This window comes from Streptomyces bobili, from assembly GCF_002154575.1.
Classification (GTDB): domain Bacteria; phylum Actinomycetota; class Actinomycetes; order Streptomycetales; family Streptomycetaceae; genus Streptomyces; species Streptomyces bobili.
This window is the reverse complement of the sequence record NZ_MUBA01000328.1, coordinates 1-23,503: the sequence shown is the minus strand read 5'-3', so window position 1 is coordinate 23,503 and position 23,503 is coordinate 1. Positions and strand designations below refer to the sequence as shown.

22 protein-coding genes and 1 pseudogene are annotated in these 23,503 nt (G+C 71.1%); 9 read left to right on the top strand and 14 right to left on the bottom strand.

What is annotated here, in order from left to right:
* Entirely contained in the window at positions 1-1,536 is a 1,536-nt protein-coding gene (locus BZL64_RS25190) for an ABC transporter substrate-binding protein (RefSeq protein ID WP_158101557.1), read from the bottom strand.
* A 507-nt stretch (positions 1,537-2,043) separates the two neighbouring features.
* Between BZL64_RS25190 and BZL64_RS25185 the strand changes: the two genes are divergently transcribed.
* Complete coding sequence (locus BZL64_RS25185; protein WP_086771479.1) at positions 2,044-3,039, top strand: LacI family DNA-binding transcriptional regulator; 996 nt, start codon at positions 2,044-2,046, stop codon at positions 3,037-3,039.
* A gap of 311 nt (positions 3,040-3,350) precedes the next feature.
* On the opposite strand, the gene BZL64_RS25180 is transcribed toward BZL64_RS25185, so the two are convergent.
* Entirely contained in the window at positions 3,351-3,572 is a 222-nt protein-coding gene (locus tag BZL64_RS25180) for a hypothetical protein (RefSeq protein WP_208639511.1), read from the bottom strand.
* Between the two features lie 217 nt (positions 3,573-3,789).
* On the opposite strand from BZL64_RS25180, the gene BZL64_RS25175 reads away from it, so the two are divergent.
* Positions 3,790-4,344 carry a tripartite tricarboxylate transporter permease gene (locus BZL64_RS25175; RefSeq protein WP_086771478.1) on the top strand — a complete coding sequence of 185 codons (555 nt, stop codon included), beginning with the start codon at positions 3,790-3,792 and terminating at the stop codon, positions 4,342-4,344.
* Positions 4,345-4,391: 47 nt separating this feature from the next.
* Positions 4,392-4,554, top strand: a pseudogene (locus tag BZL64_RS25170) (IS5/IS1182 family transposase); the annotation flags it as partial.
* 64 nt (positions 4,555-4,618) lie between these two features.
* On the opposite strand, the gene BZL64_RS25165 reads toward BZL64_RS25170, so the two are convergent.
* Both BZL64_RS25165 and BZL64_RS25160 read right to left on the bottom strand, forming a co-directional pair.
* Positions 4,619-5,716 carry an NmrA family NAD(P)-binding protein gene (locus BZL64_RS25165; protein ID WP_086771477.1) on the bottom strand — a complete coding sequence of 366 codons (1,098 nt, stop codon included), beginning with the start codon at positions 5,714-5,716 and terminating at the stop codon, positions 4,619-4,621.
* Between the two features lie 296 nt (positions 5,717-6,012).
* Positions 6,013-6,876 (bottom strand): LuxR C-terminal-related transcriptional regulator, encoded by an 864-nt coding sequence (locus BZL64_RS25160; protein ID WP_086771476.1) that lies wholly within the window; start codon positions 6,874-6,876, stop codon positions 6,013-6,015.
* A 110-nt stretch (positions 6,877-6,986) separates the two neighbouring features.
* Here BZL64_RS25160 and BZL64_RS25155 point away from each other — a divergent pair, with 110 nt between their 5' ends.
* The 5 genes from BZL64_RS25155 to BZL64_RS25135 all read left to right on the top strand — a co-directional run bounded on the left by BZL64_RS25155 (position 6,987) and on the right by BZL64_RS25135 (position 13,329).
* Positions 6,987-8,708: an AMP-binding protein gene (locus BZL64_RS25155; protein ID WP_086771475.1), complete on the top strand. Its 1,722-nt coding sequence runs from the start codon at positions 6,987-6,989 to the stop codon at positions 8,706-8,708.
* A 43-nt stretch (positions 8,709-8,751) separates the two neighbouring features.
* On the top strand, positions 8,752-9,912 hold the full coding sequence (locus tag BZL64_RS25150) for an acyl-CoA dehydrogenase family protein (RefSeq protein WP_086771474.1): 1,161 nt from the start codon (positions 8,752-8,754) through the stop codon (positions 9,910-9,912).
* A 389-nt stretch (positions 9,913-10,301) separates the two neighbouring features.
* Positions 10,302-11,549, top strand: a complete 1,248-nt coding sequence (locus tag BZL64_RS25145; RefSeq protein WP_086771473.1) for a sensor histidine kinase — start codon at positions 10,302-10,304, stop codon at positions 11,547-11,549.
* Positions 11,546-12,712: a hypothetical protein gene (locus tag BZL64_RS25140; protein ID WP_143663308.1), complete on the top strand. Its 1,167-nt coding sequence runs from the start codon at positions 11,546-11,548 to the stop codon at positions 12,710-12,712. The genes BZL64_RS25145 and BZL64_RS25140 overlap by 4 nt, the downstream gene beginning before the upstream one ends.
* Positions 12,655-13,329: a response regulator transcription factor gene (locus tag BZL64_RS25135; RefSeq protein ID WP_086771471.1), complete on the top strand. Its 675-nt coding sequence runs from the start codon at positions 12,655-12,657 to the stop codon at positions 13,327-13,329. The genes BZL64_RS25140 and BZL64_RS25135 overlap by 58 nt, the downstream gene beginning before the upstream one ends.
* A gap of 34 nt (positions 13,330-13,363) precedes the next feature.
* On the opposite strand, the gene BZL64_RS25130 is transcribed toward BZL64_RS25135, so the two are convergent.
* The 7 genes from BZL64_RS25130 to BZL64_RS40650 form a co-directional block, all read right to left on the bottom strand.
* The gene (locus tag BZL64_RS25130; RefSeq protein WP_208639510.1) at positions 13,364-14,218 is read right to left on the bottom strand and encodes an ABC transporter permease; all 855 of its coding nucleotides are present in this window, start codon (positions 14,216-14,218) and stop codon (positions 13,364-13,366) included.
* 35 nt (positions 14,219-14,253) lie between these two features.
* On the bottom strand, positions 14,254-15,189 hold the full coding sequence (locus BZL64_RS25125) for an ATP-binding cassette domain-containing protein (RefSeq protein WP_086771470.1): 936 nt from the start codon (positions 15,187-15,189) through the stop codon (positions 14,254-14,256).
* Positions 15,186-15,614, bottom strand: a complete 429-nt coding sequence (locus BZL64_RS25120; RefSeq protein WP_397689782.1) for a lasso peptide biosynthesis B2 protein — start codon at positions 15,612-15,614, stop codon at positions 15,186-15,188. The genes BZL64_RS25125 and BZL64_RS25120 overlap by 4 nt, the downstream gene beginning before the upstream one ends.
* A complete protein-coding gene (locus BZL64_RS25115; RefSeq protein WP_167396199.1) occupies positions 15,611-15,868 on the bottom strand; it encodes a lasso peptide biosynthesis PqqD family chaperone in 258 nt (85 codons plus the stop codon). The genes BZL64_RS25120 and BZL64_RS25115 overlap by 4 nt, the downstream gene beginning before the upstream one ends.
* Positions 15,869-15,877: 9 nt before the next feature.
* On the bottom strand, positions 15,878-17,710 hold the full coding sequence (locus BZL64_RS25110) for an asparagine synthase-related protein (protein ID WP_086771468.1): 1,833 nt from the start codon (positions 17,708-17,710) through the stop codon (positions 15,878-15,880).
* Between the two features lie 165 nt (positions 17,711-17,875).
* Positions 17,876-17,992 carry a lasso RiPP family leader peptide-containing protein gene (locus BZL64_RS39120; protein WP_229894392.1) on the bottom strand — a complete coding sequence of 39 codons (117 nt, stop codon included), beginning with the start codon at positions 17,990-17,992 and terminating at the stop codon, positions 17,876-17,878.
* A 416-nt stretch (positions 17,993-18,408) separates the two neighbouring features.
* On the bottom strand, positions 18,409-18,993 hold the full coding sequence (locus tag BZL64_RS40650; protein WP_208639509.1) for a hypothetical protein: 585 nt from the start codon (positions 18,991-18,993) through the stop codon (positions 18,409-18,411).
* 270 nt (positions 18,994-19,263) lie between these two features.
* Between BZL64_RS40650 and BZL64_RS25100 the strand changes: the two genes are divergently transcribed.
* Positions 19,264-20,322, top strand: coding sequence for a PucR family transcriptional regulator (locus tag BZL64_RS25100; RefSeq protein WP_086771467.1), 1,059 nt, complete (start codon positions 19,264-19,266; stop codon positions 20,320-20,322).
* A gap of 66 nt (positions 20,323-20,388) precedes the next feature.
* Here BZL64_RS25100 and BZL64_RS25095 read toward each other — a convergent pair whose 3' ends face one another.
* The 3 genes from BZL64_RS25095 to secF form a co-directional block, all read right to left on the bottom strand.
* Complete coding sequence (locus BZL64_RS25095) at positions 20,389-21,480, bottom strand: CU044_5270 family protein (RefSeq protein WP_086771466.1); 1,092 nt, start codon at positions 21,478-21,480, stop codon at positions 20,389-20,391.
* A complete protein-coding gene (locus BZL64_RS25090) occupies positions 21,477-22,163 on the bottom strand; it encodes an RNA polymerase sigma factor (RefSeq protein ID WP_244205487.1) in 687 nt (228 codons plus the stop codon). Before BZL64_RS25090 ends, BZL64_RS25095 begins: the two co-directional genes overlap by 4 nt.
* A gap of 55 nt (positions 22,164-22,218) precedes the next feature.
* The coding region (secF, locus tag BZL64_RS25085; RefSeq protein ID WP_086771465.1) for a protein translocase subunit SecF at positions 22,219-23,503 on the bottom strand (1,285 nt) is incomplete at its 5' end.

Sequence of the window (23,503 nt, the reverse complement as noted above, 5' to 3'; positions counted from 1 at the left end):
TCAGCCCTTCCAGCCGAGGCCGGCGCCGAAGACCACCCAGGAGCCCTTCTCGACTCCGGTGATGTGCTCGTTCATGCCCCACGGGATGTGGTACTCGTAAATCGGCACATTGAGGGCCTGCTCGGTGACCACGCTGTTGAGCTTTGTGAACGTCTTCGCTGCCTGATCGCCCTGCTCCGTCTGCCCCTGGCGGTAGAGCGCGTCGATGTCGGCGTTCGAAGCGCCGAAGGGGTTCATCGAGGCCTTGGGGGCATACAGGAGCGAGTACGCGATCGCCGTCGGGGAGATGTCCGGTGTCCACTGGAGCGCGGCGAACTTCTTCGAGACCGCCTGCTGGAGGAAGTCGGTGGTCGCCTGGGTGACCTTGACGTGGACGCCGATCTTCTCCCAGTACTTCGCGACCGTCTGCATCGTCGGGTCGCCCCAGTTGCCGATCATGGCCCCCGGGTCGACGACGTCCATGCTGAACCCGTTCGGGTAGCCGGCCTGGGCGAGCAGCGCCTTCGCCTTCTTCGGGTCGTAGGGGTAGCGATTGTCCAGGGCCGGGTCGGTGTACTCGGTCTGGTACTGGGAGGTGGGCCGGCCGTACTTGCCGACCAGCGCCTTGGTGATCGGCTCACGGTCGACGGCGTAGTTCAGCGCCTGCCGTACCCGGACGTCGGCGAGCGGCTTGGTGGCTGTCCCGTTGCGGTCGGCGAGCGTCACCGCGACGGTGCCGCTGCGCCAGTGCATCACCTTCACGCCGGCCTTCTCCGCCGCGGGCGCGGTGGAGGAGTCCAGGTTGCCGAAGTCGATCTGCCCGGACTGGAACGCGCGCAGCATCGAGGACGGGTTGGGGATGATCCGAACGGTCACCTTCTTGAAACGGACGGCCGACGGCTCGTGGTAGTACTTGCTGGGCACCAGGGTGTAGTGGTCGCCGACCACCGACTGGGCGGCATCCAGGACGTAGGGACCGACGCCGTACGTGCCCTTCGCCAGGCTGCCGGGGTCGGCGACGGACTTGGGGCTCGAGAGGGCGCCCCGGTTTCCGTACTGGGACAGGAGCAGGGGCACGATCGGGGACGGCGAGGCGAGATTGAGCCGGACCGTGTACTCGCCCTTGGTCTCGACGGAGCCGATCGAGAGCGTGGAGGCGTACGGCCCGGGCTGCTTCGCGAAGTACTCCAGCCAGGTCTTGACCGCCGCCGCGTTCAGCGGACTTCCGTCGGTGAAGCGGATCCCCTTCTTGAGGGTGAACTCGAAGACCTTGTTCCCGTCTCCGACGTACTTGTAGTCGCTCACCAGAGCCGGGCTGGCGGTGTAGTCGGCGTTCATGTGGAACAGGGACTCGTTGGTCAGCGAACGCATCACGTTGGGCGCTCCGCCGCCGTCCTTGGCCGGGTCGAGCGTGAACGGCCCGAACGAGAGACCGATGCGCAACTCGTTCGCGCTGGTACGCGCCGGTCCGTCTCCCCCGCTGCCGGCGCCGCACGCTGTTGTGCCGAGCGCCAGCGCCGATGCGGCGAGCAGCGCGATCAGTGGTCTGCGGTTCATGCGTCTTCTCCTGAAAGTCTTGCCTGGGCCACGAGTCGCGTGTTGACACGCGTTGGCCACGTGCGTGAGGGCAGCAGGTGGTCTCGATGGGTTTCGCTGGACCTGGCGGTCACGGCGCGTGCGCGGTAACCGCATCAGGCGCGTCAGGACCCGGTCCGTCGCGCGAGCAGCCAGGCTCGGGCGCGTCAAAGCGATGCGACGTGGACGTGCCGTGGTCACCGGACCGGATCGGCGGCGGGTGGGACGCGGCGGACGCGGCGGCCGGGCGTCGGGTCGGTGCTGACGGGGATCGTGTCGTCCATGACAGATCTCTCTCGTGTGGATCCACCCCGTCGGCGCGTGCGAAGACGGTGATCGGTTGGGGTGGGCGGCTCGGGTGAAACGGTGCGGGGCGTCCCCCTGCAAGGCCATTGCGGCGACCGAAGCTGCGATCTAATACGTATTAGATCGGCTGTCGCCGTAACGTAGCCTGTGTCTGAAAGTGTGGCAAGGGTTCGGGGAGGGGCATTGCCGAGGATCACCAGCAAGGACGTGGCGAGAGAGGCCGGGGTCTCACAGACCACCGTGAGCTTCGTGCTGAACGGCAAGGACGAGCACGGCCTCTCCGCCGAGACCCGCCGTCGGGTGCTGGAGACGGCGAAGCGCCTCGGCTACGTACCGTCGGGGGCCGGCCGCGCGTTGCGCAAGGGCCGCAGCAACGTCGTCCTCTGTGTGGTTCCGGACTTCCCCGTCGCGGAGGCCATGGAGCAGTTCAAACTGGCCCTCGGCCGATCACTGGGCGAGGCCGGTTACACCTGCGTGTACCTGCATCACGAGGGGACGACCACGCCGCTGGCCGAGCTGTGGCAGCACGTCCAGCCGGCGGTGGTCGTCGCGTTCGGCAGCCTGCCGCCCACGGACTCACAGTCACTGCACCGAGCGGAAATCCCGCTGCTGGACGGCGTGTTCACGCCGGACGGCACCGGCCTGACCGGGCTGAGCCAGGAAGACATCGGACGGCTGCAGATCGAGCACCTCGCGGCACGCGGGCACCGGCACATCGGCTACGCCGCGCTGGACGACCCCCGAGAGCGGCCCTTCTGCCTGCCGCGCCTGCGGGGAGCCACTCGGGCCTGCGACGACCTGGGCCTGCCAGCGCCGCAGGTGGTCGACATGCGCTACTCGCGGGCCAGTGCCCGGGCCGCCGTCGTGGAGTGGACGCAGGGCGCCACCCCGGTCACAGCGGTCGCCGCCTTCAATGATCTGATCGCTCTCGCCGTCCTGGCGAGCTGCCGCACGCAGCACATCGTCATCCCGGACGACCTGGCACTCATCGGCGTCGACGACCTCCCCGTGAGCTCGCTCGCCGTACCGGCCCTGACCACCATCGGGATGGACCTCACCGCGGCGGCCGGCAATCTCACCGCCGGCATCCTCTCGACGGTCGGCGCTCCGGCCCCGGCAGCACCGAGCCGGCCCGCCGCGGCCGACATCCTCACGCTCATCGAGCGCGAGACGACGTGAAGAGACCGATGCCATTCGGACCGATGCTCCGGCCGCACTCGGCGATGGCGCCAACCTCGGGCATTCCATGGGGTCTCGTTCGTGGTCATGTGGACCCCGTCGTTGCGGCGGTGGGCCGACTGTTGATTGCGCTCATGGCAAGCACGCCGAGAGCGGGACCGGGGACAAGAAGCAGGAAGCTGTACTGCCAGCCGGCTGTCTCGGCCAGAACCGGAACGAGTTGGATGCTCACGGTGGTGAGGCCGAGGCCGATCGCGGTCTGGATCTTGGCAGTTGACCGATGCGGAGGCGTTCGCGGGCGCGGACTGCGGTCACGCGCCATGGGCGTCGATCTCCTGCGGGGTGAGCGAGAAGCCCCCGCCGATGCCGCCGGCGGCGAACAGCCCGGCGACGTCCAAGTCGGCTTGCCATGCGAGATGGTCGTGATACCTGATCTCGTCGAAGGCGCCCTGGTCATCGAAGTGCGTCACAGGGAAGGAGAGCAAGCCGACGGTCAATTGGCGGGCGAGTTCAGCAGGGTGAGTCAGCGTCACGCCGCCACGGTAAGAGCGGCATTGATGCTTACCCAAGAGTGTTCACGCATTGCGTGATGCCGCTTCGGTATCAGTCTCCTCGCTGGCGCGGGGCGAAATCACCGGCCCGCTCGGGTGCTCCCGCGGGTCCAGGTCCTCAAGCGCGGCCAGCACCTGCGCGAGGGCGGGATTGCGCGAATGCCGCGGCCACAGCAGACGCGCGGCGCTCGCCGGGGCAATGAGCCTGGGCATAGGCAGCCCTTCGGCGGTCATCTTCGGCGCCCTCCTGATCCAGGGCATCACCCCCGGCCCCCAACTGGTCACCGAGCACCCCGAGCTGTTCTGGGGCGTGGTGAACTCGATGTACATCGGGAACATCCTTCTGCTCATCATGAGCATCCCGCTCGTAGGACTGTTCGTACGCATCCTGCGCATACGCCCGACCATCCTCGCCGCCATCACCGTCCTCATCACCCTCATCGGCGCCTACACCGTCAACAACAGCGTCTTCGACATCGGACTCGTGGTCTTCTTCGGCGTCCTCGGATACCTCATGAAGAAACTCGGATTCGACCCGGGCCCACTCGTCCTCGCCTTCGTCCTCGGATCACTCCTGGAAAGCTCACTCCGCCGCTCACTGCTGCTCTTCGAAGGCAACCCCGGCGGCTTCCTCACCCGCCCGATCTCGGGAACGCTGTTCGCGCTCTTCCTCGCCGTCGCGCTGATGTCGGCCGCCCGGGCGATCTGGCGCAACCGCAGAACCGACCCCCGGCACAGCAAGGAACCGGTATGACCGTCCTCGTCGGCTACCTGCCCACCCTGGAAGGGAACGCCGCGTTCTCGGCCGCCTTGGAGCGCGCGGCGGCAGCCGGGTACACCCACCTCAACCTCGACGGCACCGTGATCCAGTACCGACCGTGTGGCCGCCGCCGGCCCCCATGGCGCTGACCTTTGGTGGTCCGGAAAACACCAGCACCACGGGGGGAACGTGCAGGTGATCGCCAAGGCCTCCCCCGCACCGGCTCGTTCCGCGTCGGAAATGGTGTCCGGCCGTGCGATGGGGTCGTCTACAACTTGCCCGTCCTGAAGTCCGCGCTGCTCTTGAGGACCGCGGAGTCCATGCTCCAGTTCTCCGGCTGGACCCTCTCCCAGAGACTTCCCTTGCCGAGTTCCCTGCCCAACTGGTCCTCTCGACGGAACCACTCCTCAGCGCTTCTGATCCTGTTGGGGTGGATTTCGTCGAGCAGAGCGTAGTCCCTGGTGATGATCCCGTGCTTCCACACATTCCAGAAGCCCGTGAAATTGTCACGGAAGCTCATGGTGCTCTTGTCGTCGGGATCGGCGTTGTATCCGGCAGGGTGATCGGCGATCCCCTTCAGGTCCGGACTGTTCCAATATGCGTCCAGGTCGGTGTCGATGTACTGTGCCGGGTGCCCCGTGACCTTCTCGAATGCGGCAGCCATATCGGCGTAGGCCATGTGCTCGATGGCGACTTCGAGGTCCATGCCATTGGCCCGTTCCGGATGGTCGAAGAGCCAGCGGACATAGAATCCGCAGTCTTCGAGAGCCACATGCGGAACGGCTCCCTCACCGAGCGGGACTCGCCACGTGACGACACCGTCCTCGATGGCGGGCTGCATGGGCGTGAGCGGTGAGATCACCATCTCGATGTAGGGTCCCGAGGTGAAGACCGCCGCTCCCATCCGGTCCCTGTTCTTTTCGTTCTGGAACAGCACCCATTCGGCCATGCGGCCCTTGCCGTCATAGTGGCCGGTGCGGAACCTGGAGTCGTAGCCCGACTTCTTGAGGGCGTAGTCGAGGTTTCCGTAGACGAAGAACTTGATACCTTCTTCGATCGCTATCTCATAAGTGCGGATGGCCCAGTAGGTCTCCGTCTTCTCGCCGGTGTTGAACCCGTCGATGTTGATGAACGCCCCGTCGCAGCCGCGAAATCCTTCGCGCAGTACGTCCTCGTCGGCGAATGACCCTTCGAGAACGGAGACGTTGCCGAGCGCGAGGAGAGCCTGGGCCCGGGGGGAGGCGGCATCCCGCGTGAGGACCTTGACGGAGTACTTCTTGTCGGCGACAAGAGCGCGGACAACAGGTATCCCCTGGGCCCCTGTGCCGCCGATGACGAAGATGGTGGAGGTGGCATGAGTAGTCACGTTTCCTGACCCCAAAGTGAAAACCGATCGGTTTCTCCTACGGTACACCGATCGGTTTCCAGGCCGCAAGCCTCCGGGCATCCGGATCTTCACTGTGGTGCAGCGTGGAGGGGCCTGCGGGCTCGTGGGGTCCAGCGGTCTGATCGCGCAGGAACCCACATCGGCAAGGGGCGTCAAGATCCTCGAAGGACTCATGATCCGTAGGCCATAGGGCCGAGCGCGATCCGCGCCACCGCTCGCTGTGCGTGCAGATGGAAGACCTTCTGACCTACGAGATTCCGACCTGCACGGGAAGGCTAGGGAAGCAGACCCTGTCGACGTGCGGCGACCACCGCCTCGAAGCGGGTGCTCGCTCCCAGCTTGCGCATCGCGCTGCGCAGATAAGACTTGACCGTTTCGGGCAGCAGCGAGAGCCTGCGCCCGGCTTCGGCGTTGCTGCAGCCCAGCGCCACCTGTGCCAGGACGTCGAGTTCCCGGGGTGCCAGAAGCGTGCCCGGCGCCGAGTGGGCGGCGGACGGCGGGGCCAGTCGGCCGGCCACGTCGAGCAGCCGACCGCGCAGGTCGCCGTCGGGGACCTGCTGGGCTATGCGTCGCAACTCGGCGTGGACCTGGCGGAGTTCTTCCAGTGGCAGGCCCCGTTGCCCGCTCTCGGCAGGGCCCTGCGTGGCGTCCAGCAGGCGCAGGCGGTGGTCGACCTCGTCGCGGATGGCCAGCTCGGCGGCCAGTCTCCGGGAGGCGTGGGCGACCGCTTCGGCCGCCCGGTCCCCGAGCGGGGCAGGGCCGCGGCTGGCCCCGTAGAGCACCGCGCGCACCGTACCGGACACTATGACGGGCACGGCTACGACGGAGCGGATCCCCTCCGTCAGCACGGGGCGGTCGTAGTCGTGCGTGATCGTGCGGGCCGATCTGTAGTCGGTCACCTTGGCGGGCCGCCCTGTGGTGAGGACCCGGCCGCCCAGCCCGATCTCGGCGCGCACCCTGAGGCCGCGCAGACCCGCCGTCCGCACACCGATGAACTGCGACAGGCTCAGCAGGGTGTTCTCCACCTGTCCGCCGAACAGGACCGGGATGCCGGAGCGGTCGTGTACCTGGCGGAGCACCTGCCGAAGCGCGTCGCCGTCATCGGGCCGCAGAAGGGTGTCGGGGCCGGAGTGCGTCATCCGTCACCCCTTTCCGGGGGTAGTCCGCCGTCGTCGTGATGCGGAGCATAAACCGGCGTAACACCCCCGCCATAGAGCGGTGGCGTGATCGGAAAGGGGATGACGTGGCCATGAACGAACGATCGGCCTCGGTGGTGACCGCGACCGTCGGCGGGCCATCGGCCGGCCGGGTGCAGGAGTTGCTCGGCCTTTTCGGTGCTCCGGGCGCCTGTGCCGCGGAGCTGCTCTGCGACCGGCATCCCGCGGACGCGGTGGCCTTCACGGTGGTCGAGCAGGACCTGACGGCCACGGACTTCACGTACGGGGACCTGCGCCGCGACTCGGCCCGTTTCGCCGTCGCACTCGCCGACCTGGGGATCGGGTCCGGCGACGCGGTCGCCACGCTGATGGCCAAGTCCGCCGATCTGGTCGTGGCCCTGCTGGGTATCTGGCGCCGCGGGGCCGTGCACGTACCGCTGTTCACCGCCTTCGCGCCGTCCGCCGTGGCCCTGCGGCTCGGCGCGAGTGCGGCGAAAGCCGTCGTGGTCGACGCGGACCAGCGGGGCAAGCTCGCGCCCGGGGAGGACATGCCCGCCGACCGGCCCTGGCTGACCGTGGTCGCCGGGGGTGCCCCCGAGGGCGCGGAGCTGTCCTTCGGTGAACTGCTGGCCCGGTACTCCGGCGACGAGCCACAGGGCCGCCCGGTCGCGACGGGCCCGGACGCTCCACTGGTCCTGTTGTTCACCTCGGGCACCACCGGCGCCCCCAAGGGCGTCCCGGTTCCCGTCCGGGCGCTGGCGTCGCTCCAGGCGTACCTGGAATTCGGCCTCGACGTGCGCGAGGACGACGTGTTCTGGAACGCCGCCGACCCCGGATGGGCGTACGGCCTCTACTACGCGATCCTCGGCCCGCTCGCGGCCGGACGCCGCAGCCTGCTGCTGCACGCCGGCTTCAGCCCCGCCCTGACCTGGCAGGTCATGGCGGCTTTCGGGGTCACCAACTTCACGGCCGCGCCGACGGTCTACCGCAGTCTGCGGGCGGCGTCCGACCCGGTCCCCGACGGGCTGCGGCTGCGGCGGGCCTCCTCCGCCGGTGAGCCGCTCACCCCGGACGTCGTCGCCTGGTCGGAGCAGGCCCTCGGCGTGGCCGTACGCGATCACTACGGGCAGACCGAACACGGCATGGTCATCGCGGCCGGCTGGGCCGACACCGTCCGGACACCGGTGCCGGCCGGCTCGATGGGCCGACCGCTCCCCGGCTGGTCCGCCGAAGTGCTGTACGAGGAGCGGGACGAACCCGCGCCGCCCGGCACCCTCGGCCGGGTGGCCCTCAGCGTGCCGGACAGCCCGCTGCTGTGGTTCACCGGTTACGCGGGAGCGCCGGAGAAGACCGCTGAGCGGTTCACCGCCGACGGCCGCTGGTACCTCACGGGCGACGCCGGCCTCAGGGACGAGAACGGCTGCTTCTTCTTCTCCTCCCGCGACGACGACGTGATCATCATGGCCGGGTACCGCATCGGCCCCTTCGACGTCGAGAGCGTGCTCGTGCAGCACGAACGGGTACTGGAGGCGGCCGTCATCGGCGTCCCCGACACCCTGCGCGGCGAGGTGCTGGAGGCGTTCGTGGTGCTGCGCCCCGGGACACCGCCCGACGAGGACCTGGTGACGGAGCTCCAGCAACTCGTCAAGCGGAAGTTCGCCGCGCACGCCTACCCGCGGGCCGTGCACTTCACCGACCAACTGCCCAAGACACCCAGCGGGAAGACCCAGCGCTTCCTGCTGCGCCGGCAGCGTGCGCAGACAACCGGCCGGCCGCTGACCGACCCGAACCCGACCGGAGAGACGAACTCATGACGGCGCACGTGTCCCGCCTGTTGCCCAGCCAAGAGCGGCCGAACTGCTCGACCTGACCCGGGAGATCGCCGACAGTGCCCTCGCACCCCGGGCCGCTGCCGACGAGCGGGCCGAACGCTTCCCACGTGACGTCTTCCGCACCCTCGGCCGGGCCGGGCTGCTCAGCCTCCCCTACCCCGAGGAGTACGGGGGCAGCGCCCAGCCCTACGAGGTCTACCTCCAGGTCGTCGAGGAGATCTCGGCCCGCTGGGCGAGCGTGGGGGTCGGACCGAGCGTGCACACGCTGTCCTGCTTCGCCCTCGCCGAGTACGGCACCGACGAGCAGCGTAAGAACTGGCTGCCCGGCATGCTCGGCGGTGAACTGCTCGGCGCCTACTGTCTGTCGGAGTCGCACGCCGGCTCCGACCCGGCCGCGATGCGCACCCGGGCCCGGCGGGACGGCGACGCCTATGTCCTGCGGGGCGAGAAGGCGTGGACGACGCACGGCGGTCACGCGGACTTCTACCAGGTGATGGCCCGCACCTCCGATGACCGTACCCGCGGCGTCTCCTGTTTCCTCGTCCCCGCCGAGTCGTCCGGGCTGTCGGCCGACCCGCCCGAGCGCAAGATGGGGCTGACCGGATCGGCCACGGCGACCGTGCGGTTCGACGACGTCCGGGTTCCCGGGGGCCGGCGTCTCGGCGAGGAGGGGCAGGGCCTGCCGATCGCCCTCGCCGGGCTGGACGCGGGCCGGCTCGGCATCGCGGCCGTCGCCGTCGGCCTGGCCCAGGGCGCCCTCGACGACGCGCTCGCGTACGCGAAACAGAGCGAGACCTTCGGGAAGCCGATCGCTGGACACCAGGGAGTGGCGTTCCTGCTGGCCGACATGGAGGCCGCCGTGGACTCCGCCCGGGCCACCATGCTGGCGGCGGCCCGGCGCAAGGACGCCGGACTGCCGTACGCCCGTCAGGCCAGCATCGCCAAACTCGTCGCCACCGAGGCGGCGATGCGGGTCACCACCGACGCCGTCCAGATCTTCGGCGGCTCGGGCTACACCCGGGACTTCCCCGTCGAGCGCTATATGCGCGAGGCCAAGGTCATGCAGATCTTCGAGGGCACCAACCAGATCCAGCGCCTCGTCATCAGCCGCCACCTGGTCCATGCCCGCAGCGAACCCTCCCACCATGTCCTGCGCACCGCCGCGACCGAGGAGCCCCAGGCATGAAACTCACCGGATCCGCCGCTCTGGTCACCGGCGGCGCCAGCGGTCATGGGACGGCCCTTCGTATGGCGCTGCCGTAGCGGCGACCCGACAACCCCGCTGCCCGTACCCTCACCACTCCCCCTCGGCGCTGACGGTTCACTCAGCTTGTCAGGAGCCTCTCCCGCCACGCAATGGATTCGCCGCGCGCACAGAAGCGGGTGCCCATGGGGGGCGAACGGACCCTGTGCACGACTGACAAACTTCACTGCGCGTACGACAAACTCCGCATCCCGCAATCGCCGTAACGTCCGTGGCGGGAGTCCGTCGCAGGGATGCGTGAAACGGAAGCATCCGGAACCGTGGGTCATTCAGGGGGGTGACCAACCCCCTCTTTCGGGGGCAATGCACCGATGTCCGAGCAACTCGAGCACACCGAGCACACCGAGCATGTCCCGCCGTCGGTACGGGGCAGACGAGAGGTGTCTGCCGCCGGTCCCGCCACGCTCAGCCTGCAGCGTCAGGCCCTGCTGGTCACCGTAGTCCTGCGGACGTCCGGCGCGGCGGTGGCCGCGGTGGTCGGGCTGCTGGGGCTGGAATCCGCGGAGAACCCCGTGTGGGTGCTGTTGTCCGTCGCCGGGGTTCTGGTCTGGGCGGGCTTGTTCGGCATCCGCACGCTTCGCGGAGGGTCGGCCTTCCGGTTCGGTGCGGGGGACGTCGTGGTGTGTGCCGTGCTCTGCCTGTTCCACGACCAACTCGTCCCCTCCCCTGTGCTGACGGCGTCCGCCGGCTCCGGATGGGTCGACCTCATAGCCAGCGTCACCGTGCTCAACGCGCAGTGCTTCCTGCGCCAGCCCCACGGACTGCTCGGAGCCGTCGTGATCGCCACGGCCTACACGGCCGGCGCGCCGGGACTGCGCGAGGCGCCCGTCGTGCTCCTTCTCCAGGGCGTGCTCAGCGCCGGCATGTTCGTCCTGCTCCGCCGCGCCGCCCGGTCGGCGGACTCCACGCTGGCGGCCAAGGCCGAGGCTCGCGCGAACGACCTGGCCAGGGCGGCGGCACGGGCGGACGAACGTGACCAGCAGCGGCGGCTGCACGACACCGTGCTCGCCACCCTCACGATGGTGAGCACGGGAGCGATCACCGAGCGTTCCGAGGTGCTGCGGCGCCGCGCCGTGGCCGACCTCGGTGTGATCCAGGGTCTTGCGGCGGACACGGACGGCGCCGCGTACCCGGCCGGGGCGACGGACCCCGGCGATATGACCACGCCCCTGGTGCCCCTGGCCGCGGCACTGCGCTCTGCCGCGTTCGCGCCGAGGCCCGGACTGCCCGCGCTGACCGTGAGGTTCGGGGTCGTTCCGGTACTGCTGCTGCCCCGCCCGGTCGTGACCGCGCTCGCCGACGCCGTCGGGGAGGCTCTGACGAACGTCGTCCGGCACTCCAGCACCACGGCGGCCCACGTACACGTGCAGCCGGTGGGTGCCGGTGTGGTCGTGCACGTGCTCGACGGGGGACACGGCTTCGATCCCGTCACCGTGCCCGCGCACCGCAGGGGCCTGCGGGAATCGGTCACGGGGCGGATGGCGGCGGTGGGCGGGGCGGCGCGCATCGAGACACGGCCGGGCGACGGCGTGCACGTCGTGCTGCGGTGGCCCCGTTGAGGAGCGATACGGGCGCACCCGCCGGCGAAGCGGTCGCGGTCCGATACGCCCATGTGATCAGCGTCGTGGTCGTCGTCATCGTTGCCGTCTGGCACTTCGGCTACGACTCGCTGATCCTGGTCCGGAGCTGGTCACGGTACGAACCCGCGTGGGTGGCACTGGCCTCGTGGCTGGTGCTCTCCGTCGTCCAGCTGGTCGGCTCCGTCCTCCTGCTCCGCTCCGGGCTGCGCGGCCGGCTGGCACCGTTGCTGTCGTCCGTCGCGCTCCTGGCCGGCGTCGCCGCCGTCGCGACGTATCCGGGGGGCGAGGCGATCGGCGACATCAGCTGGGCCGCCAACACGGTCGGCTGGTTCGGTGTACTGCTCCTGATGCAGCGCCCGATGCGCGAACTGGTCGCGCTGCTGGCGTGCACGATCGCGATGACGACGGTCGCGCTCGGGGTGAGCGGCGACCTGGACACCCCCGTGACCTGGTCCCGTCTGATCGCCCAGTCCTACACCACGGCCGGTATCCAGCTCGCCTTCGTCCTCCTCGCCCGGGAGCTGCACCACGCCGCCCGGCTGACCACCGGCGCGGCGCGGGCGCAGGCCGACCGCATGGCACGGCGGGCGGCCGAGGAGGCCCGGCACGTCGAGCGGCGACGGCGCTACCGCTACCTGCGTGACCGGATCGCGCCACTGCTGCACGACCTGGCCGAGGGCCGGGCGCATCCGGGGGACGACACCGTGCAGCGGTCGAGCGCGATAGAGGCGACGCGGCTGCGCAGGCTGTTCGCCGAGACGGAGGACGCGGCACATCCGCTGCTGCACGAGTTGCGCGCCTGCGCCGATGTCGCCGAACGACGGGACGTGAACGTCACGTTCGTCTGCTACGGGGAACTGCCCGATGTCCCCGTGGCGGTGCGCAGGCAACTGACCGAGGGCCCCCTCCTGGCGCTGGCGTCGGCGAAGACATCAGCCCGGGTCACCGTCGTCGTGACGGCCGGCGAGATAGCGGTGAGCGTCGTGGCCGACGCCTCGGCGTCCGCCGCGCCGCGCCTGGTCCGTTCCGCCGGCACATCGGTGCTGTTCGACGAGAAGGAGAACCTGCTGTGGCTGGAATCCCGATGGCCCGTACCGGGACCACGTTCGACGTCGGCATCGTCGACGACCACCCGGTGGTGATCGACGGTGTCCGGGCCTGGTTGGCCGAGGAGCCGAGCGTGCGCGTCGGACACACCGGAGACACCACGGCGGACCTGCGCTCCCACACGGTGGACGTCCTGATCGTCGACCTCAACCTCAACGGGCGGCTGGTGCTGTCGGACATCGGCGAGCTAGCCGCCGAGGGCCGGCGGCTGGTCGTCTTCTCGCAGTCGACCGATGAGTCGCTGGTGATGGACGTGCTGGACATGGGCGTTGCCGGGTTCGTCACCAAGAGCGAGGGCCAGGCTCATCTGCTTCACGCGGTGCGCGCCGCCGCGGCGGACCGGCCCTACGTGCCGCCGACGACGGCCGGCGTCCTGGTGTCCGACCGCAATCCGGTGGCCCCTCAGCTGTCGCCGCAGGAACGGACGTCGCTGCTGTGGTGGTTCCAGTCCATGTCCAAGGCGTCGGTGGCCCGCCGCATGGGCGTGTCCGTACACACCGTGGACATGTACATCAAGCGGGCTCGGGTCAAGTACGCCCAGGTAGGTCGGGCGGCACCGACGAAGACCGACATGCTGGCCCGTGCGATCGAGGACGGCCTGGTCACCCCCGCCGAGCTGGCGGACTCCGCCGAGTGGACCCCTTCGGCGTGAGGGTCGCCCACTACGCGGCGCGGGAGAACGCCCACTACGCGGCGCGGGAGAAGCGGCGGGCCGCGAGTGCCAGCGCGGCGAGGCCGAGCACGCACATCACCAGCAGTTCGACAAGGAGCGGAGGCTCCCAGCCGCCCCAGTCGGGCCCGGTCGGGAGCACGCCGCCCGGCGCGGCCCCTGCCACGGTCTGCCGCAGCGCGTCCACGGCGTAGGTCAGCGGGTTGACGAGCGTCAGCGCGGCCAGCCACACCGGCAGGCCCTCCACCGAGAACATCGCGCCCGACAGGAAGAACAGCGGCAGCATGGTCACACCGAGCGCGGACTGGAACGTCTCGATCCGGGTGATACGGACGGCCGCCAGAGTCACGAACGCGGTCAGGGTGAACGCTACCAGCGCCAGTTCCCCGAGCAGGGCGAGCAGCAGCAGCGGATCGTAGGGCAGGCCGGCGAGTCCGGCGAACGCGAGCAGCAGCCCGCTCTGGGCCGTCGCCGTCGCCGTGCTGCCCAGGCACTTGCCGACCAGGAAGGTGTCCCGCCGGACCGGCGCGACCAGCACGGCGCGCAGCAGTCCCGTCTCACGGTCGCGCACGATGGACATGCCGGCGTTCAGCGCGGGCATCTGCACGGCCATCATCAGGATTCCCGGATAGACGTACATCATGTAGTCCCCGGTGCCGGACGCGGACCCGACCATGGCGCTCAGCCCGGTGCCGAGCACGACGAAGTAGAGCAGCGGATTCAACAGCGTCAGTCCCGTCTGGGCGGGACTCGCGATCAGCCGGGTCGTCTCCCGTCGGACCAGTGCCCGCAGCGCGGCCAGCTCGGAGGCGCGTCGGCCGGGCGGCCGGGCCGTGAGCCGGCCGGGGCGCTCCGCGGTGGGCTTCAGCACGTCGGCTCCCTCATCTCTTCCTCTTGCTCGTCCTTCTACGGATTCCGCAGGGAGCGGCCGGTGTGGTGCAGGAAGACGTCGTCCAGGCTGGGCCGTGTGACGGCCACCGACGTGACGCCCGTGGCGAGGTGGGCGCAGAGTCGCGGAACCCAGCGCGCTCCGTCGGCTGTCCTGACCCGCACCCCGTCCGGCGTCGTCTCGGCGTCCAGGCCGAACCGCTCGCGTATGGAGCGGACGGTGTTCTCGTCGTCGCCCGTTCGCAGGTGTACGACATCGGCGCCGATCGCCGACTTGAGTGCCTGTGGAGTCCCCTGCGCCACCAGACGGCCGTGGTCCATCACCGCGATCCGGTCGCAGTTCTCGGCCTCCTCCAGGTAGTGCGTGGTCAGGAAGACGGTGACTGCGTCCTGCCGGCCCAGTTCGTGCAGTTTCTGCCAGACCTGGGCGCGGCTCTGGGGGTCGAGTCCGGTCGTCGGCTCGTCGAGGAAGAGCACGCGCGGCCGGTGCATCAAGGCCCTCGCCACCTCCAGCCTGCGCTGCATGCCGCCGGAGTAGGTGCCGACCGGTGCCTCGCTCCGGTCGGCGAGGCCCATCATGTCGAGCAGCGAACGGGCCTGGGAGCGTACTTCGCGCTGCGGCATGCCGTGCAGGCGGGCGTGGAAGTACAGGTTCTGCCACCCGGTCAGCTCGCGGTCGGCGGTCGGCTCCTGGAAGACGACTCCGATCCTGCGCCTGACCTCGTCGGGACGGTGCGCCACATCGGCTCCGGCCACTTCCGCCCGCCCCGCGCTGGGGCGCAACAGCGTGGACAGCATGCTGATGGTGGTGGACTTGCCCGCGCCGTTGGGGCCGAGGAAGCCGAACTTCTCCCCCTCCGCCACCGTCAGGTCCAGGCCGTGCACCGCCACGGTGTCGCCGTAGACGCGCCGCAGGCCGCGGGTGCGGATCGCCGCGGGTTCGGGAGCGCTCACCGGCGCGGCGGTACGGTCATGATGACGTGGAAGGCGCGGACGTGCGCGGCGTCCTCGCCGACGGGCTCGCCGTCCACGGCCACCCAGGCGTGCGCCCCGAAGGGTTCGGTGACCACGCCGGTGCACCATTGGGGCCAGGTGCCGCCCAGTCGGCACAACAGAGCCGCCGCGACGGACCGTTGCAGGCAGCGCGGGCCGGCGCAGGCCAGGCTCACGTACACCACCGCGTTGCGTGCCCGCAGCGCCTGGTCCGCGGTCGCGGGGCGGGCGCCCCGGCTCGCGAACGCCAGTACGCGGCGCAGCCTGGCCGGCGGCAGCCGGGTCAGGACGCGTGCGGCGCCGGCGGCGAGCAGCGCGGCGGGGCGCAGCAGCCAGGGCGGAGGGTCGGCCGACTCGAGGCGCAGGGTGGTGCCGCCGCCGCTCACGGGACGATCACCTTGGCCGTGCGCAGGGCGTCGAGCAGGCTCTCCACGTGTGCGGTGGCCAGGTCGGGAGCGTCGGGGTAGAGCCGCAACAGCGTCCGGGCGGCCTCCTGCGGCGACTCGCCGTCCAGCAGACAGCGCAGCACGACGGCACCGGTGCCGTTCAGCATCCAGTAGCGGCCGTTGCGTTCGTCGAGCAGCACGGTGCCGTTCTCGGTGTCGGCGACGGACACACCGGGTAGCAGGGCGAAGGTCATCACGCCTCCTTACGTGGTTCGGGACGAGGGCGCGGTGGCGGTCGTGCCCGCGGGTTGCAGGGCTCGTAACCACAACTCGCAGGCGAGGGTGGGGTCGAAGGGCATCAGTGGCCGGGTGTCGGCGTGGGTGGTGACCAGCAGCCGGCGCAGGGCCGCCCCGTCGATCAGGCCCATGCGGGCCAGGTGCGTGTCCGCCGCGAAGTCGAGCAACTCGCCGCGGCGCCGGCGCAGACCCGCGTAGAGGGTGGGACTGGCGTCGTCCTTGCCGGTGCGGTGCAGGATCTCCGTCGGCACGACGCCGTCCAGTGCCCGTGCGAGCACGGGCTTGAGGCGGTTCGCGGCCACCCGGTCGGCCAGCCGTACGGACAGGACGGCCTCCAGCACGCGGTTGTCGGTGTAGGGGGCGTGGAACGTGACGCCGACATGCCCGCCGATGCTCGAATTGCGGCGCATGACCGTGCCGTTGACCCGGTTGATCCAGATCATCTCGTGCTGCACCGGGAGTGCGGCCAGCGGTTCAGGGCCCGTCGCGATCGCCTCGCGCAGCAGACGGCGCACGCTCGACGCGGCGTCCGGGGTGATCCAGGGCGGCAGCTTCGCCGAGACCTCCCAGTACGCTCCCGAGCCCCAGGCCCGGTCCGCGGCGAGTTCGTCCGTCTCGGCGGCCAGCCATCGCCGGTAGGACGGCGCGGCCCCCATCGTGCGCACCGTCGTGGCGATCGACCAGCGTCGCTTGGAACGCATCGCGCGCAGGTGCGGCAGGGCGGCGGCCGGATCGCGCCGGAGCAGCCCGTGCAGGGCCATCGTGCCGGGGAGGAACAGCTCGTCGCCCCCGACGCCCTGGAGGTGACGGCGTGCGCCCAGGGACGCGACGAGGCCCGCCTGGTGCTCGACGGTGGCCCTGGACCGGACGAACATCAGCGGGCCCTCCCTGTCGTGCGGGGTGTGCCCGAACGGCGCGTACCAGTCCGGCGTGTCCGTCGGCTGCACCACCACGTGGCGGGCCCGCGGCAGTACGGCCGCCGCCCGGCGCGCGTGGGCCAGATCCTCGCCCCGGCCGCCGTGCGCCTCGTAGTGCAGGGTGGCCAGGTCGGTGCCGACCGAGCGGTCGGCGACGAAGCAGAGGCTCGTCGAGTCGAGGCCGCCGGAGAGGTCGGCGCTCACCACCTTCTGACCCGCGGTTCGCGCAGCGACGGCGTCGAACAGCGCTTCGCGGACGAAACCGCCGTCGCCCAGAGGCCGTTCGGGCTCGGGCGGCGTCCACCAGCGCCGGGTACGCCCGGCTCCGTCGCTGCCGATCTCCAGGCAGTGCCCGATGCGCGGGCTGCGCACGCCGCGCCACACCGAACCCTCGCTGAGCGGTTCGGGAGGTCCGAACGGGGACAGGAGTTCGAGCGCTACCCGTTCCGTGTCGACGCTCGCGCCGATGCGCAGCGCCAGGGTCTCGGCCCGTGAGGCCGCCAGCGTCACGCCGGCGACCCGCGCGTAGAAGACCTGGCATGCGGTGGACAGCGTGCCCTGCACCCGGACGTCGCCGTCGAGCGACGCCACGAGGTGGAAGCTGCCGGAGTACAGCCGGCCGAGTTCGTCCAGGTCGGCGAGGGACCGGACCCGGCCCAGCCGGGCCTCCAGGACATCCGGCCGAACGGTCGTGCAGCCGAGCAGGGCCAGCCGGCGAGGGCCGACCGAGACGAACACGATCTCGTCGTCCGGCCAGTCGCCCACGAGCCACGGACGCCCGGAGTGGTGCTCGATCACCTTGGGACGCGGCAGCCCGGGAGACTGTGCCGGTGCGAGGGCCGCGACGCCGGCCGAATGGTCGGGAAGTACCACGAACTCCATGCGTTTCCTCCACCGCAGTGCCAGAGTGGGGTGGCCCGACCGGCATGTGGCGTCGGTCGGGCCACCCCGAGGTGCAGTGACCGGGATGCGGTACGGCCGGTTCGTCGGACTGCTGTTCCGGCGGTGCCGCCCGTGTCACTCGGCCCCGTGGGGCCTACGGGTGACTCAGAACCACCAGGCGCCCCACGGGCTGTCGAGCCAGTAGCCCCGCGACGTGAGCTGGGTCAGCTCGGCGAAGTCGCCGACCTCGATCAGGGTGGGAACCTCATACACGTTGGCCACGAAAGCCACCTCCGTCGGTCGAGTGGCGCCGGGTGTTCCCGGACGCCGGATATCGGTCGGCGGGACGACCCGACTGGCTTGCCCGGTCCGTCCGCCTGGGCCCAACGCTAGGGACGGGGCGGCCCCGACGCACGACACCTGTTCGGGTGACACGCCCCCGTTCGAGGGCGCCGGCCCGCGCCGTGACCCGGTCGCGCGGCACCTCGTACCTGCCGCCGCCCAGGCCGGTGGTCGTGGGGTCCCGCTCGGGAGTCGGAGAAACAACGCGGTCCGGAGCTGCCCTCCCCTGTGCGGCAGCTCCGGACCAGGGTCCGGGTGGATGCTGTTGACGCATCCCGTCAAGCCGAAGCGGTCGGCCGCCCATCGACGTTCACCGGTCCGCGTCCGTCGAGGGGTTCGCCGACGGGGGCGGTCGGTCAGGTTCGGGGGCTGCGGTCGGCCGCGGCGATCGAGGTGTCCGCCAGGCCCGGCTCGTCGGCCCTGTCCGGCAGTTCGCGTAGCGGCCCGGTATCGGCGCCGCCGTTGTCCGTCGACTTCGCACGGACCCGCGCGGCCCGGAGGACCGAGGCGGTGGCCGGGACCAACGCCGGTCTGCCCGGCCGGGACCCGCGCGGCGCGGGCACCGGCGACACGGGTTCGTCCGGGAAGAGGCGGTGCAGCGGCCGTACGAGCACGCGGGTCGTGGCCCAGGCGGCCAGGACGGCTCCCCCGGTCATGACCGGGCGCAGCAGCAGCCCGGTGAGCGGCCCCGGCGGCGCGATCTCGGCCACCAGGAGCGTCGCGCCGACAGCCCACGACCAGGCGAGCACCGTCAGGAGGGAGAAGGCGACGGTCACGGGCACCCCGCTCAGGTGCCATGCCCGCAGGTCCACGTCCATGTCGAAGCTGCCGACGGCGGCGAGGCCCAGGGCCGCCAGGAGCCAGAAGCAGGCGACCACGACGAGGGCCGCGGTGAGCAGGATCGTGGGCAGGCCTGTGGCCGCTGCCAGAAACGCGCGCATCTCCCCCGGTGCCTCTCTCTCCGTCCGCGGCATGGATCACTCGTCATGGATCACTCGTCGCTGTGCCGGGCACGGCCCGGACGGGGCTCCGATGCCGGACCGGCCCTGCCGGTGCCCGGCATCGGACTCCTCCGCCGTACTCCCCGCGAGCCATGGTGCACCGGGATGGCGAGCGGGTGCATTGCCGGTTTCCGGCAGTGTTGACTAGGGTCTTCATGCCGGTGGCCGTCAAGAAAGCGTCAACGGCAGGCCGAGAGACCGGGGGACGGCGTGGCGGAGCGGGAGATTCCGGAGCAGTATCTGAGCGGTTACGCCGAGATCCTGGCCGAGGTGTCGGCCACCGGGCGCCGCCTCACCCGCGACGAACTGGCCTCCCGCCGCGCCCTGGGCGAGCTGGCCGCCGAGGCGGGCCACGGGCTGCGCGCCCTCGTCAGCGCGCATCTGACCACCGCCCGCACGGCGTGGCCGAGGACTCCCGGCCCCGCCGGCGACGCGCTCGCCGCCGTGCACCAGGCCGTCGACGCCTTCGCCGAAGGCTACGAACGCGCCCAGCTCCTCGCCGTACGCCAGGAGGAGGCCGCCCGCCGGGAGTTCATCGACGACCTCCTCTACGGCCGCAGCGACCTCGGCCGCCTCGCCGAACGCGCGGAACGCTTCGGGCTGCGCCTCTCCCACGCGCACGCCGTCGCCGTCGCGCAGGGGCCCGACGCCTACGACGAGGGCGCCCCGGTGCCCCGGCAGGTGGAGCGCGCGCTCATCGCCCGGTTCGGCGACCGCAGCGTCCTGCTCACCACCAAGGACGGCCGGCTGCTGTGCATCGCGCCGGGCAACCAGGACGAGGTTCTCACCTACTTCGCCAAGCAGGCACACGCCGCCACCGACGGCGGCCGGGTCGCCATCGGCCGCCCCCAGCCCGGTCCCGGCGGTGTCGTCCACTCCTACGAGGAGGCACTGAACGCCCTCGAACTGGCCGACCGGCTCGGCCTCGACGAGCCGGTGCTGCACGCCGCCGACCTCCTCGTCTATCCGGTCCTCACGCGCGACCGGCAGGCCATGGCGGACCTCGTCGTCGTCACGCTGGGACCGCTCACCACGGCCCGCGGCGGCGCCCAGCCCCTCCTCGACACGCTCACCGCGTACTTCGACTCCGGCTGTGTCGCCGCCGAGGCCGCCCGCCGCCTCACCCTCAGCGTGCGCGCCCTGACCTACCGTCTGGAACGCATCCGCAAGCTCACCGGCGCCAACCCCGCCGACCCGGCGCACCGTTACATGCTCCAGACCGCCGTGATCGGGGCCCGGCTGCTGGACTGGCCGGCCCAGGAGATCTGACGGGGCCGCCGCATCCCGGCCGGGACGGACAGGATGCGGCGGCCTGATGCCACTTCAGTACCGTCGCTACGGCGTCTGCTTGATGGCGTCGACGATCGCCCGCTCCATGACGGCGCTGGTGAAGGTGACCGTGCCGGGCTTGATCAGCGCATCCTCTCCGGTCCTCTTCTCCACCTGGACCGTGCGCTCGCCGAGGAAGCGGTAGGTCTTCCTGTCGAAGATCCACTCCTCCCGCTGTCCGCTCGCCTCGTCCAGCCGGGCGACCGCCACGCCGGTCCGGCCGGCCGCGTCCACGGCGTCCTGGACGACGACGACTCCGGGGATCTTCGCGGCGGTCCGGAAGAGGGCGGAGTACAGCTCCGCCGGCGGGTAGCTCTCGCCGAGGAGGTCACCGACGGTGGTGAAGGCCTGCTGGTCCGGGGAGTTCCCCTGCCCCTCGGTCTCCTTGTAGATCTTGGCGAGGAGCGCGTCGGGATCGGTGGTCAGCCGCGCCAGGTAGTCGTACGAGGGACCGTTGAGGTCGGCCTCGGGGGTGTTGCCCTGCTCGTCGGGGAGGCTCAGGGTCTCGCCCTCGGGGCCGTCGTTGACGGCCGGGTCGATCAGCCAGCCCCGGGTGCCGTCCGGGGACATCCACACCTGGCGGCGGTGCAGTGCGTGGGAGGCCAGGGTGGTCTTGTCGTCGACGGTCTTCAGGTAGGTGCCGGCGGTCCTGGACTCGACATAGACGAACTGGCCGGGCTTGACCTCCGGGTGGGAGGCGTCGGCCGCCGCCAGCGAGATCCGGTCGAGCAGCTGCGGTACGCCCTTGGTGCTCGCGGCACCGACCGTGGTGGTCAGGACCGGTCCGTCGGCGAGACCCGGGTCCCCGGCCTCGCGGCCGGAGGTGAGCACGACGGCCACGACCGACGCGGCCACGACGGCCGCCGTCACGGGCAGGGTGATCGCCGGGCGCGGCAGCCGCAGCCACCACGCCCTGGCCGGAGCCGGGGCAGGGGCCGCTGCCGGGGCCGTCGTGCGCTCTTCCTGGTGGATCTGGGCCATCAGACGCTCCTTGTGGAACTGGTGACGGCCCGGCGGCAGGTCACGCGCCGTCCGGGAGAGGAGCGTGCTGTCCTCTCCCCGCTCGGCCGGACTCTGCCGGGACGTGTTCGCGTTCATCGGTTTCCTCCCTGCGCGGGCCGGACCACGGGTGCGTGGTCATCTCTTGTCTGTCGGCCGGGGCGGTCGCCTTCCCGTTTTCCGCGGGAAATCTTCCGCGCCGTACCTGCGCCGGTACCTGCCGCGGGCCCCGTCGGGGCGTCCCGGGTGAGCGCTCGCAGCTTTCCGCGCGCCCGGGACAGGCGGGAGGCGACGGTGCCGGCCGGAATACCGAGGGCCTCCGCAGCCGCCTCGTAGTCCAGTCCCTCCCCCAGGCACAGCGCGACGACCTCGCGCTCCGGGCGGCGCAGTCCGGCCAGGGCGGTCAGGGCCCGCGCGAGGAGCCGCCGGTCGTCGACCCGGCCGGCCACCTCCTCGGCGTGGTCGGGCACCGACAGCTCGGCCGCGGCGGCGGCGTTCGCCGCCGCCCGGTACCGGCGGTTGCTGCGGTACTGGTTGCGGGCGGTGTTGGTGGCGATCCCCAGCAGCCACGGCCGTAGGGAGCCGCCTTCGGGGTCGACCCTGTCGCGCAGCCGCCACGCCTCCATGAAGGTCGATGCCATGACGTCCTCGGCCGTCGACCAGTCGGCGGTCAGCCGGAAGGCGTGGTTGTAGACCGCCTTCGCGCAGCTGTCGAACAGCTCCGCGAAGGCGGTGGGATCCCCGGCCCGGACCCGGGTACGCAGATGAGTGCTCACCTCCATGAGCTGTCCGGCACCGCCCACCTCCTTCCCGTGACCTGTGTCACAACTGAGGTGGTCATCGGCGGCGTTCCTGGAGGACGACGGCCAGGGGTGTCGCCGTGAACATGGAGGAGTACGTTCCCACGGCGAGGCCGATGAGCAGGGCCAGGGCGAAGTCGGTGAGGGAGTCGCCGCCGAACCCGGCCAGCGCGGTGAGGATGAGCGCGGCGCCGGTCCCGGTGTTGACCGTGCGGGGCAGGGTCTGCTGGAGCGCCCGGCCGGCGATGTCGCGGAAACGGGTTTCGCGCTCCTTGTCCGCGTGCCGGGTCAGTTCCCTGAGGCGGTCGAAGACGACGACGGAGTCGTTGACGGAGTAGCCGATGACGGTCAGGAGCGCGGCCAGGAAGACACCGTCGACGGGTTTGCCGAGCCAGGCGAAGACGCCGACGAGGATCACGACGTCGTGGGCGAGGGCGGCCACGGCGGCCGTGCCGAGCAGCAGGCGGAACCGGACCGCGAGGTAGACGAGTTGGGCGCCCAGGGCGACGGCGAGGGCGATGAGCGCGCCCCGGCGCAGTTCCTTGCCGAGGCTGGGGCCGATGGTCTCGTCGCGGAGTTCGTCCGCGCGGCTGGTGAGATCGCCGACGGCCGCGCCGACCGCGTTCGCCTGCGCGGTGGTCAACTGGCCCGTGCGGACGGTGAGTCGGTTCTCCCCGGAGGTCTGCACGACGGCGTGCGGGAAGCCCGCGTCGGCGAGGGCGGCACGGGCCCGGTCGGGGTCGACGGGGGTGGCGGTGGCGTACTCGACCTGACGGCCGCCGGTGAACTCGATGCCGAAGTCGAGGCCGCGCAGGGCGATTCCGGCCCCGGCGAGGACGAGTGCGGCGGCGGAGGCGGCGAGCCATCGGCGCGGGTGCCGCATCAGCCGCGGGTTCCCGCGCGCGAGCCGGTCGCGGACGACGCCGGTGTGCGCGATGCCCGTGAGGTGGGGGCGGCGGCGCAGGCCGGGGCGGGAGACGGCGAGGTCGGCGAGTGCGCGGGTGATGACCAGGGCGCTGACCATGGAGGCGAGGACGCCGATGCCGAGGGTGACGCCGAAGCCGCGGACGGGTCCCGAGGCGAGCAGGAACAGCAGCCCGGCGGCGATCAGGGTGGTGATGTTGGAGTCGGCGATCGCGCTGAGGGCGTTGCGGAAGCCGGCGGCCAGCGCCGAGCGCGGGGTGGGCCGGTGGTGGGCCGCGTACTCCTCCCGGGCGCGCTCGAAGACGAGCACGTTGGCGTCCACGGCCATGCCGATGGCCAGGACGAACCCGGCGAGTCCGGGGAGGGTGAGGGTGGCGCCGAGGGCGGCCAGGGCGGCG